Raw genomic sequence first — 13,789 nt, 5'->3', positions numbered from 1 at the left:
ATTAACATTAGCCAAACTTAAATACCATTAGCGTATTAAATACTATATTTACAGCCTGTTAATGTAAAACTATGGCTGTTCGCAAGCTTGTTCTTGATGATTTTTTTGATGAGGAACAATATACTTTAATAGGTATTCATTGTACTCTAGAGGATTATCGTATAGCTTATCTGCTCAATAAACATTTAGAGATTAATTTATTGAGAAAGCCTGTGGACTTAGATTTTGATAATGGTAAATCTACGTATTCAATTTTTGAATGGGAGGATGATAGACATCTAAAAACATGGAGTTTAGTGTCTAATATTTGCAAGAGGGAAGAATTTCAAGACACAACATATACATCGTTGTTCGAAACTCAAGAACCTATTACAAAAACCTTTAATTTAATACCAGAATACAAGCGGGTTAACTTTTTTTTAAAGATTGAAAATGAGTATACCGACTCTAAAGAGAAGTATATTGTAAACCAAATTCTTAGTATACCACAAATCGTGACAGCTTATAGTATTGACGCAAGTCAATTAAAATCTAAAGACAATTTAATATTTAGTTAATGCCAACAAGAAAGAAAACAAAAATAGTAGCAACATTAGGTCCTGCTTCAAGCACGAAGGAAGTTCTAAAAGGAATGCTAGAAGAAGGAGTAGATGTATTTAGGATCAATTTTTCGCATGCCGATTATGAAGATGTAAAAACGCGTATTAACATCATCCGTGAGTTAAATGATGAATTAGGGTACAATGCTGCAATTTTAGCAGATTTACAAGGGCCTAAGCTTCGTGTAGGAGTGATGAAAGAAGAAGTGGTGGTAAACCCAGGCGACGAAATAACTTTTGTAACTGGTGAGTCTTTTGAGGGGACTAAAGAGCGTGTTTACATGACTTACGATCGCTTTCCAAAGGATGCAAAACCTGGAGAGCGTATTTTATTGGATGACGGTAAGTTAATTTTTGAAGTAGTTTCAACAGATGGTGATACCGAGGTAAAAGCCAAAGTAATACAAGGAGGGCCTTTAAAATCTAAAAAAGGAGTAAACCTTCCAAACACGAATATTTCACAACCTGCACTTACCGAAAAAGACATTAATGATGCCGTTTTCGCAATTAGTCAGGATGTGGATTGGATAGCCTTATCGTTTGTAAGACATGCAGAGGATTTAATGCAGCTAAGGGATTTAATAAGCCAGCATACTGATTATAAAATTCCAATTATAGCCAAGATCGAAAAGCCAGAGGCCATTGAGAATATCGATAAGATTGTGGCACATTGCGATGGATTAATGGTGGCGCGTGGCGATTTGGGTGTAGAAATACCTGCCCAAGAAGTGCCTTTAATACAAAAGCAATTGGTGCTTCGTGCCAAAAAGGCCAGGATTCCTGTAATTATTGCAACGCAAATGATGGAAACCATGATTTCCAGTTTAACGCCTACCCGTGCCGAAGTGAACGATGTGGCCAATTCGGTTATGGATGGGGCCGATGCAGTAATGCTTTCAGGAGAGACCTCGGTGGGGAGTTATCCGGTACAGGTTATAAAGCAAATGTCTGGTATTCTAAGCAGTGTAGAGGACTCCGATTTAATTCAAGTGCCCCAACTGCCACCACATATAAGAACTAACCGTTACATTACAAAGTCTATTTGTTACCATGCAGCAACTATGGCCAACGAAATAGATGCCAAGGCCATTTCAACACTAACCAATAGTGGATATACGGCGTTTCAAATCTCGGCATGGAGACCCTCATGTCATATATTAGTGTTTACATCCAATAAACGCATACTTACCCGATTGAGCTTATTGTGGGGTGTTCGTGCGTTTTACTACGATAAGTTTGTGAGTACCGATGAAACGATTGAAGATGTTAATACCATTGCCTGTAAAAAAGGTTACTTGGGTGTGGGCGATATGTTAATTAGCCTTGCAGCAATGCCTATTCAAGAAAAAGGCATGGTAAACACGTTAAGAGTAACAGAAATAAAATCCTGTGATTTTTAGAAGATATTAAAAGTTTTTAAACCAAATCTTATTGTTATTTATATAAAACCCGTCTAGATTAAGGCGGGTTTTTATTTATAAATAAGTGTATGGCTAAGCACACGATAAACATAATCTTCCCTTGTCTGCAATTCATCTATTCCTTTTTGGCAAGGGGCCAATAGTTTAAAAATTTGGGCGTTACCTAACGGCCCGGGCTTTCGGCAGTCGCTCCTTTCAGGGAGCTCCAACAATGCCTCAATCCCTAACGCACCCGCCTCAGTGGGCACTGCTAATTGCAGTCGGTAGTTGTTTGGTGGCAAATTAACCGAAGACCGATACCGGGTGCCCCATTCGCTAAGTTACTTAACACTTAATACAGAGTACTTAATACTAATTACCGTTCTGCTGCTGCGTTAGGGATTGAACGGTATGTTTGAGCTCGCCAACGCAGGAGGCAGCGAGTAGTGAAAGCCCGGCCCACGACCCATAGGGAGGGGGAACGCCATTATTTGGGTCATAGCATGCTTGCGCTTTTTAGTTTCCCGCTATTAACTTTTTGGGTAATTTTTTGTTAGGCACTAAAATTGTACGGCTAAAACCCAAACTTTAATTGAACACTAACACTGTCTTGTTTAGGCTTGGCTTTAGTTTCTGTATTTAAATTTGATAATGAAATGCCCAACAATCTAACGGAGTTACTTAGTTTTTCCTGATATAACAAATCCTTGGCCGTATCGAAAATAATGCTTTTGTCGCTAATATAATAGACCAATGTTTTACTTCGGGTTTGCAAGGTAAAATCGCTGTATTTTATTTTTAGGGTCACCGTCTTGCCAGCAACTTTACTTTTGGTTAACCGTCGTGATACCTCATCGGCTATCTGATCTAGTTTTTCCAACATAAAGACCTCGCTGGATAGGTTTTCACTAAAGGTACGTTCGGCAGCCAAACTTTTTCTAATACGGTTGGGCTTAACTTCGCTATTGTGTATGCCACGAACCACATCGTAGTAATAGCGCCCCGATTTTCCAAAATGCGCATCTAAATAGTCCAAGGATTTTTGTTTTAAATCGAGCCCCGTAAAAATGCCGAGTTGATACATTTTTTCGGCGGTCACTTTACCAACGCCATAAAACTTTCTAATGTCCAATTGTTCCAAAAATTCCAGAACATCTTCGGGGTTTACGGTTTTTTGGCCGTTGGGTTTATTGTAATCACTAGCCACCTTGGCAATAAACTTATTAATGGAAATGCCTGCCGATGCAGTAAGGCCTATTTCATTAAAGATTCGTTCCCGAATCTCTTTGGCAATTAAGGAAGCACTAGGGTTTCCTTTTTTATTTTTGGTAACATCCAGATAAGCTTCATCAAGGGAAAGGGGTTCTACCAAATCGGTATAATCATAAAATATGCGACGTATTTTTTTAGAAATTTCGGAATATCGCTCAAAATTTGGACGTACAAAGATTAGCTCAGGGCAGAGCTTGGCAGCCAAATTACCAGACATGGCACTTTTAACACCAAACTTCCTGGCTTCATAACTCGCTGCGCTTACTACACCGCGCTTACCGCCACCACCTACAGCTATGGGCTTTCCTTTAAGATTGGGGTTGTCCATTTGCTCTACAGAGGCATAAAAGGCATCCATATCCACATGAATAATTTTTCGTATGGGAAGATCATCAATCATAGTCAACCAAATTTACAATATAAAGTTTCATCAAGTCACTCAAATTTCCAATCTTTGGATATGACAATAGAAATAGAACGCAAATTTTTGGTGACTTCTGAAGCGTACAAAACCGAAGCTTTTAAGAAAACACGAATTATACAAGGGTTTTTAAACACCCATAAGGAGCGTACCGTACGTGTAAGAATTAAAGGAGATCAAGGTATTATTACTGTTAAAGGAAAATCTTCTCAAGATGGATTATCGCGTTTTGAGTGGGAAAAGGATATAACAAAACAAGAAGCCGAATCGCTTTTAAAGCTTTGTGAACCAGTTGTTATTGATAAGATGCGTTATGAAGTTAGAGCAGGAAACCATATATTTGAAATAGATGAGTTTTTAGCAGATAATGAAGGTTTGGTAATCGCCGAGGTAGAATTAAAAGATAAAAACGAGCTTTTTTTAAAGCCCGATTGGTTAGGCAAAGAGGTGACTGGAGATGTAAAGTATTATAATTCGCAATTGAGTATCAATCCTTTTAAAAAGTGGTGAATATAAATAGGAATGTAAATTTAATACCGATTTAAGAACCTCACCGTATTCGTTTTCTGATGGCTGAGCGTAGTCGAAGCCAAGAAATCAAAGACGGAAGGGTTGAAAATAAAATGCTTAAATAAAACCTATAGGATATGAAAACAATATTAATTTACCTTTCAATAGCCTTGTTTTTGTTTGCTTGTAAAAATGAAACAAAAGCAACAGAAAATACTATAAATGAAGAGGTAGTTGAAGAAGCGATAGATTCGATAATTGAAGTTGTCGAGGCCCCTATAAAAAAGTCGACAAAACAATTAAAAGAAGAGTTAGACGCTAAAGGCTTTAAAACGTTCGATTATGTTGATGAAAAAACACAGGATACCATTTTAATGCAGCAATATTTTATTGCCTTTCTAAAACGGGGGCCTATACGCGGACAAAATGAAGAGGAAGCAGCCGATTTACAAAAAGCACACTTAGCCCATTTAGGAAAAATGTACGAGCTGGGCTATGCAGATATTTCTGGGCCTTTTGGAGACGATGGGGATATACGTGGCATTACCATTTACAATGTGCCTACCTTAAAAATGGCCGATAGCTTAGCCAAAGCAGATCCGATGGTTAAAGCGGGGCGGTTGGAAATTGAAATTCACCCTTGGTGGGCGGCTAAAGGATTTCCATTGCGATAGGTTATTCAGATATTGTAATTTGTCGTTTAGCCTCATTCCCAAACGTGTCAACGACAGTAATTATATGGTTACCTGCATTTGGCTTAATGGCTAGTTCATGAATATCTTTGGTACTTCCTATATAGGTTTCATCCAAATACCAAAACACAGTACTTTCGGGTTTAGAATGGGCTATTTTAACAATAAGTGCATTGGTGTTGCCATTAAAATCCTTGGGCAAGAAAATGGTGTTGTCTTCTTTGGGGTAAATAAAATCAATGGCAATGGTGTTGTTGCTCAGGCAATCACTCCTAAACTTAGGCAAGGGTTTGTAAAACGGATTTTTAGTTTTGTAGTAGTATGCCATTAAGGGGGGTAATACAAACCAAGATTTATGCGTGATGTTCGATAGGTTTTCACAGGAGGTGTTAACCTGATATTGTTCTGTTTTATCTAAATGAACCAAAATGTGGTATGGGCAAGGTTTTGTTTTTAAACCACTATTCTGGATAAACTTTTCCTCGGTATCATTACAGTTTATGGATGCTCTATGGCCACTTTGTTTGCAAATGGTTACTTTCTGCATGTCATCAAAAGGTTTGGCAAACCAGTCGCTGTTGGGCAAGACATCAAACACGTCAAAAAGTATGGGGGCCGCTGCCTGGATGCCTACCAGCCCAGGGCGCCCTTCGCCATCGGCATTACCCACCCAAACGCCAACCACATAATCTTTGGTTGTACCAATAGCCCAGGCATCACGAAACCCAAAACTGGTACCCGTTTTCCAAGCAATGGGCCTGGAACCATCAAAAAACTCCCAACTTTCGTCACCTTCAGGACGGTTAACTTCTTTTAAACTTTCATAAGTTAAATAAATGGAAGCTGCATCAAAAAGTGTTTTCTCTGAAGTTTTGTTTCCAAAGTCAATAGCTTCTGAAGCTAAAAATGTTGGTTCGCAAAATTCATTTTCAAAATACTCACTGGAGGTATCAGAAAAGTGGTTTAATGTGGAAGATAAGGCTGCATAGCTTTTGCATAAATCCCATAAATTACTCTCGGCGCCACCTAAAATGAGGGACAGCCCATAATGGTTGGCATTGTACTTTAAGTCGTTTAGGTTTAATTGTTTCAGATAATGGTAAAATCGGTCCAAGCCAAACTGTTGCAGCATTTTTACTGCAGGTACATTTAACGAGCGTGATAATGCTCTGCTTGCGGGGGCAGCGCCATCGTAGGTTTTGTTATAATTTTCTGGGTTGTAATTTCCAAATTGTGTTGGGGTGTCGGCTACCAAGGTATTGGGCAATATGTCACCTGCATCTAGCATGGCCACATATAAAAAGGGTTTTAAAATACTGCCTGTGCTTCTGGGTTTGTCAATAATGTCCACATCCTTTTGGTGTGCTTTATCGGTAGGTGAGTTGCCTACATAAGCCATAACTTGGCGGGTATGTACATTTATAACCAACACGGCTGCATTATGGATTTCGTTTTGTTTAAGTTGGTTATAATGACTTTTTACAATTTGATTCACTTGCAATTGAAGTTGAACATCAATTGTAGTATGCACTCGCTTTCCAGAATATTTTTCCGAAACTTTTTGTAATAAATGGGGCGCTATTTGTGGTAATGCATAAGGTTTTTGTGGCAGTGTTTCTGTAATGGCCAATTTATAGGTTAAGGAGTCCAAAACTTGATGGTCTAAAAGTTTTTTAAGCAAGCCATTGCGTTTTTGTAACAAACGCTCTTGGTTTTTACCGGGATAAATTAAACTGGGCGCATTGGGCAGTACTGCTAAGGTGGCACTTTCGGCCCAAGATAAATGATACGGGTCTCTATTGAAGTAACGCCAGGAAGCGGCATCCAACCCTACAACATTGCCCCCAAAGGGGGCGTTACTGGCATAGTAAGCCAGTATGTTGTCTTTTGAAGTTCTTAATTCTAACCTAGTGGCTAAAATAAGTTCCTTAAATTTTTCGAGATAAGTACGTTGCTGCCCCTTTCTGGACAATCGAATCACTTGTTGTGTAATGGTACTTCCACCCCGTTTTACAGTTCCAGATTTTAAGTTTTCCCTCAAGGCCTTAAAAATGGAAATAGGGTTAAATCCAGGGTGTTTATAAAAGTATTCGTCTTCAAATTGAATGATGCATGTTTTGAATTTTTCCGGGAGGCTATCGTTATGTGGAAACCGCCATTGTCCGTCGTTGGCAATCTGCGCACCTAATAACTCATTATTTTTACTCGTTATAACGGTTGCGGTAGGAGCGTTAAAAAGCTGTTTGGGCAGGCAGAAATAATAGGTTATTAGGAGCATCGCAATAATGGCAGATTTTATCTTATGGTGTTTTATGTAGCTTACTATGTTGCTCATTGTTTTTATTAACCCTTCCGTCTTTGATTTCTTGACTTCGGGTACGCTCAGTCACCAAAATCAAATTCACCTTCCCTTCATTTCGACAAGCTTAATGACCGGGAAGGAGTTGTGTTTGTTGATTTATTTCAAATCCCCTCCTTATTTAAGGAGGAGTGGCTTCATCCCAGTATGATGGGATGAAGACGAGGTGGTTAATTTATTCTTTAAAATGTCTAGCAATTTCTTCTAAGACTTCAGTTAAATTTTCAAATATCATTTTGTTTTCAAACCGTAGCACTTTAAATCCTGAATTTTCCAAGATGAGGGTACGTTCATAATCATAATCTTGTTGTGCGAAATCCAAATGAATTGCTCCATCGAGTTCTATGATTAACTGTTCGGAGGCACAATAAAAATCTACTATATAATTTTTAATGCTATGCTGTCTTCTAAATTTTCTGCCTTTTAATTGTTTACGTTGCAATGATTTCCATAATGTGGCTTCGGCTGAAGTCAAGTTGTTGCGTAATTCTTTTCTCCTTTCTTCCAAATGTTTGCGATTATGGATTTTGTTGTTCATGGTTTTTGTTTTTAACCCTTCCGCCCTGCGGGCACCTTCCCTTTAAAAGGGAAGGAGTTGGTTTAAGCTAGCCTACAATTCGCTCCCCTTTAAAGAAATTAGTTAATGTTGATTTATAACTCTCCTCCTTTTTAAGGAGGAGTGGCTCTGGTTTCATACAAGAAACCAGAGACGAGGTGGTTTGTTTATTCTTTAATAACCCTTCCATATTTGATTTCTTGACTTCGGCTACCTGCCCGTCCGGCAGACGAGTGCTCAGCCACCGGAAATCAAATCCACCTTCCCTTGCTAAGGGAAGGAGTTGGTGCAGGCTTAAAATTTTCCTCTTTTAAAGGAAGACGAGGTGGTTAATTTATTTTTCAACAGTTATCCATTGTCCTTTGGTCCTAACCAAATAATCATTGTCGTACATGGCTTCGACTTGTGTGCCTGGCAAATAATACTTTCCTAGATATGAAGCATTAAGCATTATGTTAAAGGTTTTGGTGCTGTTCTTGCCTTTTTTATCCAAATCGAAATAAAAATTAACGCGATCGTCCCTAATGTCCGTATAGCGTGCTGTACTCGTAGTAGTATCTCCAAAATCGGTGAATCGGGTGTTGACAATTTCCCATCCAGACGGAAAAACTTGGGTTAAGGCTACATCGTTTACAGCTTCATCTTTAAGATTGCTTACGTTTACGTTAGCTACAAAATCCTGTCCTTGCATGAGCTTAGAGATATCAAGTTTATTGCCGTTTAAATCAGAGTAACTTACAGAAACACTCAAGCCACGTTGTTCTGTTAATTCTTTGCCTAATGGTAATTTACCCGAATTTAAAACATGAACATAGATAATGTTATCGCCATTATTGGTAAACGTTAATATATTGCTGCCTTCCATAATGTTTAATTCACGTTGGGCAATGGCGTTTTTGGTGTTAATGGTTTCTGTATTACCATTAATGGCATAGCTTAAATTTAAGGATTTACCGCCATTGGTATTGACCGTTTTAGCCATAGCCAATAAGCTATAAGCGGTGGTTTGGGTGCTCATCCAACGATTGCTGGATAAATCTTTGGCAATGTATTCGGCGAGTTTCCTTGTTTTTGGGTTTTTGGTAAGCACCATCGTTTCTAAAGCCATGGCGCGGTTGCGGTCTACAGAGCCATAGGTATAATAATTGTTTTTAACCGGTTTGAAATCAATATTAGCTAATTTCGAAATGGCATCACTGGCTTCTTGCTGTCCTGCTAGGGCATAAGCAGCGGCCAAGCGCCATTTGGCTTCATTGGAAATTTCACTAAACTCCCTTAGGCGGTTCATGGCAGCTAAATCTGGACTTCCTGCCAAGGCCAAAGTGTATAATCTATAGGCTTGGGCCAAATCGGAATGGTAACGTCTATAACTAGGGCGCCAATTACTTGCTGCTTCTTTTTGATAACGTAACCAATTGCTTTTAAAAGTTAAGGGTAAGGCAAAGCCTTTCTTTTCGGCTTCAATCATAAAGTGACCGGCATAACTGGTGCCCCAATCGTTAGTTGAGTTTTCTCCCATCCAATAGCTCATGCCTCCATTGGGCTGCTGAAAATGGGCCAAGCGCTTAATACCGTTTTCAATATTGGTTTGTATTCTTTGCTTTTTGTCTTGGGTTAAATCGAAAATATCGCTTAAAAATAACTGGGGAAACACACTGGATGTGGTTTGTTCCACGCAACCATGCGGATATTGGATGAGGTATGCCAAACGCCCTGAAAAATCCATAGGCGGTAAGGTTGAAAACTCCACCGTCGCACTATTGGTACCATCTACACCAAAGGTTGAAAATTCTAGTGAACCTTTCGTTTTAGCATTTAAAGTGTGGTCTATGGCTTTTGAAGTTATTGGGTTGGGGTTAACTACATCCAATTCGACTTTGTAAGTCGATTGTTCACCATGGCCTGAAGCGATTACCTCTACGGTATTGATGCCTTTGGCTTTACTAACGTCCAATTCAAAATAGGCCATTTGCTCATCGGGTTTTGTGAAGCTTAGGGATTTTTTGGAGTCGCCAACTACCGAAATACCGTTACTCAGTTTTAGCGATACTGTAACATTTTTTACTTTGTTTTCCATCGCAAAAATGGTTACGGGGAGTGTTACTGTTTCACCAGGGCTTAATTTTCGTGGCAGTGATGCTAATACCATTAAGGGTTTTTTAACTTCAACAGATTTGTCGGTACTGCCATAGGCTTCGTGCTCTGGGTTACCGGCAACCACCATAGTTCTAACGGCTCCAATATAGTTGGGCATTTTTAAGGTATGTGATACTTTATCTCCAGCTTTTAGTTCAAACGGACCCAAGTAGGTTACTACAGGTTTAAACCTATTGGCTTTTTTGTTTTTTCCCGCTGTAGCGCTTCCATCACCGCCAATAGCAAAGACTTGGTCTATACTGCCCGAATAGGCGCCAATAACATCATCGAAAACATCCCAAGTTTTTACACCTAGGGCTTCCCGTGCATAAAAGGCGTTCCAGGCATTAGGGGTTTTAAATCGAGTTAAATCCAATAGCCCTTCTTCTACCATGGCTATAGTATAGGTCATGGGCTTATTGCTTTTTTCAGAAACGGTTACTTTGAAGGTTTCCTTTGGACGTAAAACACTCGGCATTTTAAGTTGAGGTTCCAATCTGGTATTGGGGTCTTCAACCATTATAGGGATAACACCGAACAAACGTATGGGTAAATCGTTGGCGGTCATGGCATGGGGTTGTAATAGGGAGATATTGATAAATACATTTGGCGCCATTTCTGAGGTTACGGGAATAGTTACAGTAGTTTCACCCAGTTGTGTTTTCACCCATTTGAAATCCAAAACTTCTGTGCCGTTTTCTATGCTAACCAAAGCTCTACCCTCACTACTGGACTGAAAGGTAACTTTGGCCGTTTCCCCTACTTGATATTGTTCTTTGTCGGCTGAAAAGATTAACATTTTTGCGGCATCTTTATTGGCCGAAGAAGCATTCTGCCACCAGTTTTTATAGAAATAGGCCGTACGCCCTGTAGCATGACCACTTACGGGATCTATGATTCTAATAAGGTAGCGTCCGCGGTCTTCGTTTGGAATGTTAATGTTTAGATTGGCCATACCTTGGGTATTGGTGCTTATTTTTCGACTTAAATAAGGTCTATGGTAATTACTGGATACGTAACTCGACAGATCGTCGTAAGAGGAATTCCACCACCAGCGCCATTCTACTTTATAGATTTTAACTTCTAGATTATCGCGTTTTACAGGTTTTCCTTGGGCATCCACCACGACAACATCAAAGGTTTGGTTTTCGTCTGTAAAATAAGAGCCATAAGCATTGCCCTTAGGTGAGCGTAACCCCACAAAAGTGCTATAGGGGGCATATTTTTTGGTGAAGGCATCTATGGAAAAGTCACCTCCGCTTTCGAAAGCCCTAACCAAAAACTGAACATTTAACATGCCTGGAGCATTTTTGCCTACAGTTAGTTTGTTGTTAATGTTGGCAATGCCTTCTTCATTAATGTTTCCTTCAAACACATTAATATCTTCAGTCTTAAAATTACGGGTAGGATCATTAAAGATATAGTCCTTATAGTTTTTAAACCCAGTGTGCGAGGTACTGAATTTTGCTTTAACTTCGGCTTTTAGGTTCTTTGCTACTGCACCATGGAGCCACTTTACATCGAGTTTGCCTTTTAAAGGTTCGTTGTTAGTTAGGACATCGTTTTCAAAATCGATTTTAATTTTTAATCTATTGGGCTTTACGGTTTCAATTTTTAGGGTTTTGTTAAAGGTCGCCCCGCCTACCGATACTTTGGCATTGTAATTCCCGGTTTTATCCTCGGCTGAAGTAGGTACTATAAACTTGTAAAAATTGTTAAGGTTATCACTGGTTATGTTTTTATACACTAGTTTCCCGTTGGGATCTGTGATTTCCATTTTAACTGGGTGTCCTTTGGGCAGTTTGTTGGCTTTGTCATTGAGCATAAAAGTAAGATGAAGTGTGTCTCCTGGGCGCCACACCCCGCGCTCGCCATAAATATAGCCTTTAAGTCCGCGTTGTAGTTTGTTTCCGGATACATCAAATTTGCTTAACGATAATGTATTGCCATCATGAAGCTTAATGTAAGTATTGTTGTTGCCTTTTGAAACGATGGCAAAGGCAGCTTTTTTATCTAAATCGATTAAAGTCAACCCTTGTTCATCAGTCATTCTGCTGGCTAATTCTTGTTGCTGATAGTTATATAGGGCCACTTTGGCATTGGCCTCGGGATTGGTGTTTAAAATGTTGGTGACTGCAAAATAATAGGAATTGTTGGTGCCCTGTTTAGCAATTACCCCAAGGTTTGAAGCCAGTAGGTTTTGTGATACTATCCTGTTTTCGTTGTAATAGGCATCGTGGCATGGGTTGTTCTCTTCACGCCAATTATATGTGTAATTTTTATAGCGATAGAGGAGATTGTCCCAGTAGGCTTCTTCACGTAATTCGTCATCTTCAGTATAACTGGTATCGCCAGACCCTTCTTCAAATTCCTCATCATAATAGTTGTCGTAATCATCATTTTCAGAAATTTGATTGGCGTCACAATTGTATAACGAATAACTTTTGTTAAAGCTTAGCTCCACACGGTAAATGGCTCCGGGGTCTGCCGTAAAGAATTTAGACAGATCGATACTGTAAGCTTTCCATTTTCCTAAATTTTCGGCGGGGGTCTGTAAGGTAATGGTTTGTTTGGCAATGCGGCGCCCCACTTTTTTAATATCATAACTGTTGCTGCTGTTAAGGCTGTTATCCTGTAAAAATTGAAGGATATTATCTTCAAAAATTTTAATGATGCGTACGTCTACGGCACTCAAGTTCACCGCTTCGAAATTGAATTTCAGTTCTTCGGAATTTGGTAAAATAGTTCCGCTATTGACCAAGCGTACTTGAGGTTTTAAATCTTCAAAGGCAATCGTTTCAGAAAACGGTTTTTTGAGTTTATAATCTTCGGTGTTTTTTATGCCCTGAAATACATCAACCTGTATGTTGCCTACCAATTTGGTGTCTGGATATACTTTAAGTACATTGCCATCAACCACATATTTTGGATGCTGCACACCCTGAATGGATACTAAACCATCAAAATTTTGCTGTTTTTTTAAGGGATCTGAAAAGTTGATGGACAGGTATTGTTCTGGTAATTGGATGACATTTACTTCGGTAATGGTGAAATTGTTTTTACTGGGAATGGCAATCGTATTTTTACCTTTATTTGAAGCTTTTATGGCCTTTCCGTCCCATTTCACCAAGATTTCACTATCCTCAGCCGTTCTGTTAATGCTGTCTATTTTAAATTCGAAAACCTTGGCATGGTCATTCAATTCATTAAAAACAAGATTTAGCTTTTGGTTATTTTGTGAGGCTTCTACCAAAAGTTTGGCATCATCGATTGAAATAAGGTCTGCCGATTTAATAAGGCCTTCAATATATTGCCAATCCTTGTTGTACGATTGTAAACTTTGGGTAACAACATTGAAATTGGGAGTGATGGTCTTAAATTGAAAGGTGTAATTTTCGTAGCCCTTCGGGATATTTTTATAAATAGCATTAAGTTTTACCTTAACCGTATATTCGGTGTTGGGCTCCAAATGTTCGTTGGGCGTAAAAACAAGCGTATGAGTATTGGTCACGGTTAGTGTGCCTTCTGTAGAAGGTTTTATGGTAACCAGTTTGTCGGTTAAGGTGTCGCCTGTTGTCCAGCCTTGAACTTCGTTTGTCAAGCTAATTTGTATTGGACTTGCAACAGAAACCATTCCAGATGTGGTGTAACTAATATAATCCCTGAACTTAAAAAGGTTGTCGGTTTCGGTGTCTTTCTTTTTACAGGATATTGCTAAGAAGGCAATACATACGACTAGGAAAAGCTTTTGTATGGGCATGGCTTGATGGGTTTTTGTAAAAATTAAACTTAAAAGGTAAACGTAAGTGAATTCCGTATTAAAACTACGTTAATTTTTCCATCT

At 39.1% G+C, this 13,789-nt stretch carries 8 protein-coding genes; 4 read left to right on the top strand and 4 right to left on the bottom strand.

Annotation, left to right across the window (positions count from 1 at the left end; genetic code table 11):
- Positions 1-71 precede the first annotated feature (71 nt).
- Positions 72-557 (top strand): IPExxxVDY family protein, encoded by a 486-nt coding sequence (locus MR062_RS05720; protein ID WP_242203129.1) that lies wholly within the window; start codon positions 72-74, stop codon positions 555-557.
- Entirely contained in the window at positions 557-1,999 is a 1,443-nt protein-coding gene (pyk, locus tag MR062_RS05715) for a pyruvate kinase (RefSeq protein WP_242203128.1), read from the top strand. Before MR062_RS05720 ends, pyk begins: the two co-directional genes overlap by 1 nt.
- Positions 2,000-2,573: 574 nt before the next feature.
- Here pyk and dinB read toward each other — a convergent pair.
- On the bottom strand, positions 2,574-3,671 hold the full coding sequence (dinB, locus tag MR062_RS05710) for a DNA polymerase IV (RefSeq protein ID WP_242203127.1): 1,098 nt from the start codon (positions 3,669-3,671) through the stop codon (positions 2,574-2,576).
- A 60-nt stretch (positions 3,672-3,731) separates the two neighbouring features.
- On the opposite strand from dinB, the gene MR062_RS05705 reads away from it, so the two are divergent.
- Together MR062_RS05705 and MR062_RS05700 are read left to right on the top strand one after the other, a co-directional pair.
- The gene (locus tag MR062_RS05705) at positions 3,732-4,202 is read left to right on the top strand and encodes a CYTH domain-containing protein (RefSeq protein WP_242203126.1); all 471 of its coding nucleotides are present in this window, start codon (positions 3,732-3,734) and stop codon (positions 4,200-4,202) included.
- A gap of 137 nt (positions 4,203-4,339) precedes the next feature.
- A complete protein-coding gene (locus MR062_RS05700; protein ID WP_242203125.1) occupies positions 4,340-4,876 on the top strand; it encodes a YciI family protein in 537 nt (178 codons plus the stop codon).
- 1 nt (position 4,877) lies between these two features.
- Here the strand turns inward: MR062_RS05700 and pbpC are convergent, their stop codons facing one another.
- The 3 genes from pbpC to MR062_RS05685 all read right to left on the bottom strand — a co-directional run bounded on the left by pbpC (position 4,878) and on the right by MR062_RS05685 (position 13,705).
- Positions 4,878-7,229 (bottom strand): penicillin-binding protein 1C, encoded by a 2,352-nt coding sequence (pbpC, locus tag MR062_RS05695; RefSeq protein ID WP_242203124.1) that lies wholly within the window; start codon positions 7,227-7,229, stop codon positions 4,878-4,880.
- A gap of 199 nt (positions 7,230-7,428) precedes the next feature.
- The gene (locus MR062_RS05690) at positions 7,429-7,791 is read right to left on the bottom strand and encodes an endonuclease domain-containing protein (RefSeq protein ID WP_242203123.1); all 363 of its coding nucleotides are present in this window, start codon (positions 7,789-7,791) and stop codon (positions 7,429-7,431) included.
- Positions 7,792-8,143: 352 nt separating this feature from the next.
- Positions 8,144-13,705: an Ig-like domain-containing alpha-2-macroglobulin family protein gene (locus MR062_RS05685; RefSeq protein ID WP_242203122.1), complete on the bottom strand. Its 5,562-nt coding sequence runs from the start codon at positions 13,703-13,705 to the stop codon at positions 8,144-8,146.
- Between the last annotated feature and the right edge of the window lie 84 nt (positions 13,706-13,789).

Source organism: Aestuariivivens insulae (assembly GCF_022662195.1).
Classification (GTDB): domain Bacteria; phylum Bacteroidota; class Bacteroidia; order Flavobacteriales; family Flavobacteriaceae; genus Aestuariivivens; species Aestuariivivens insulae.
The sequence above is the reverse complement of the archived record's forward strand: the minus strand, read 5'-3'. Positions and strand labels throughout refer to the sequence as shown.

Coding starts and splice junctions, on each gene's coding strand:
- MR062_RS05720 (WP_242203129.1), top strand. CDS start 72: ATGGCTGTTCGCAAGCTTGTTCTTGATGATTTTTTTGATGAGGAACAA.
- pyk (WP_242203128.1), top strand. CDS start 557: ATGCCAACAAGAAAGAAAACAAAAATAGTAGCAACATTAGGTCCTGCT.
- dinB (WP_242203127.1), bottom strand. CDS start 3,671: ATGATTGATGATCTTCCCATACGAAAAATTATTCATGTGGATATGGAT.
- MR062_RS05705 (WP_242203126.1), top strand. CDS start 3,732: ATGACAATAGAAATAGAACGCAAATTTTTGGTGACTTCTGAAGCGTAC.
- MR062_RS05700 (WP_242203125.1), top strand. CDS start 4,340: ATGAAAACAATATTAATTTACCTTTCAATAGCCTTGTTTTTGTTTGCT.
- pbpC (WP_242203124.1), bottom strand. CDS start 7,229: ATGAGCAACATAGTAAGCTACATAAAACACCATAAGATAAAATCTGCC.
- MR062_RS05690 (WP_242203123.1), bottom strand. CDS start 7,791: ATGAACAACAAAATCCATAATCGCAAACATTTGGAAGAAAGGAGAAAA.
- MR062_RS05685 (WP_242203122.1), bottom strand. CDS start 13,705: ATGCCCATACAAAAGCTTTTCCTAGTCGTATGTATTGCCTTCTTAGCA.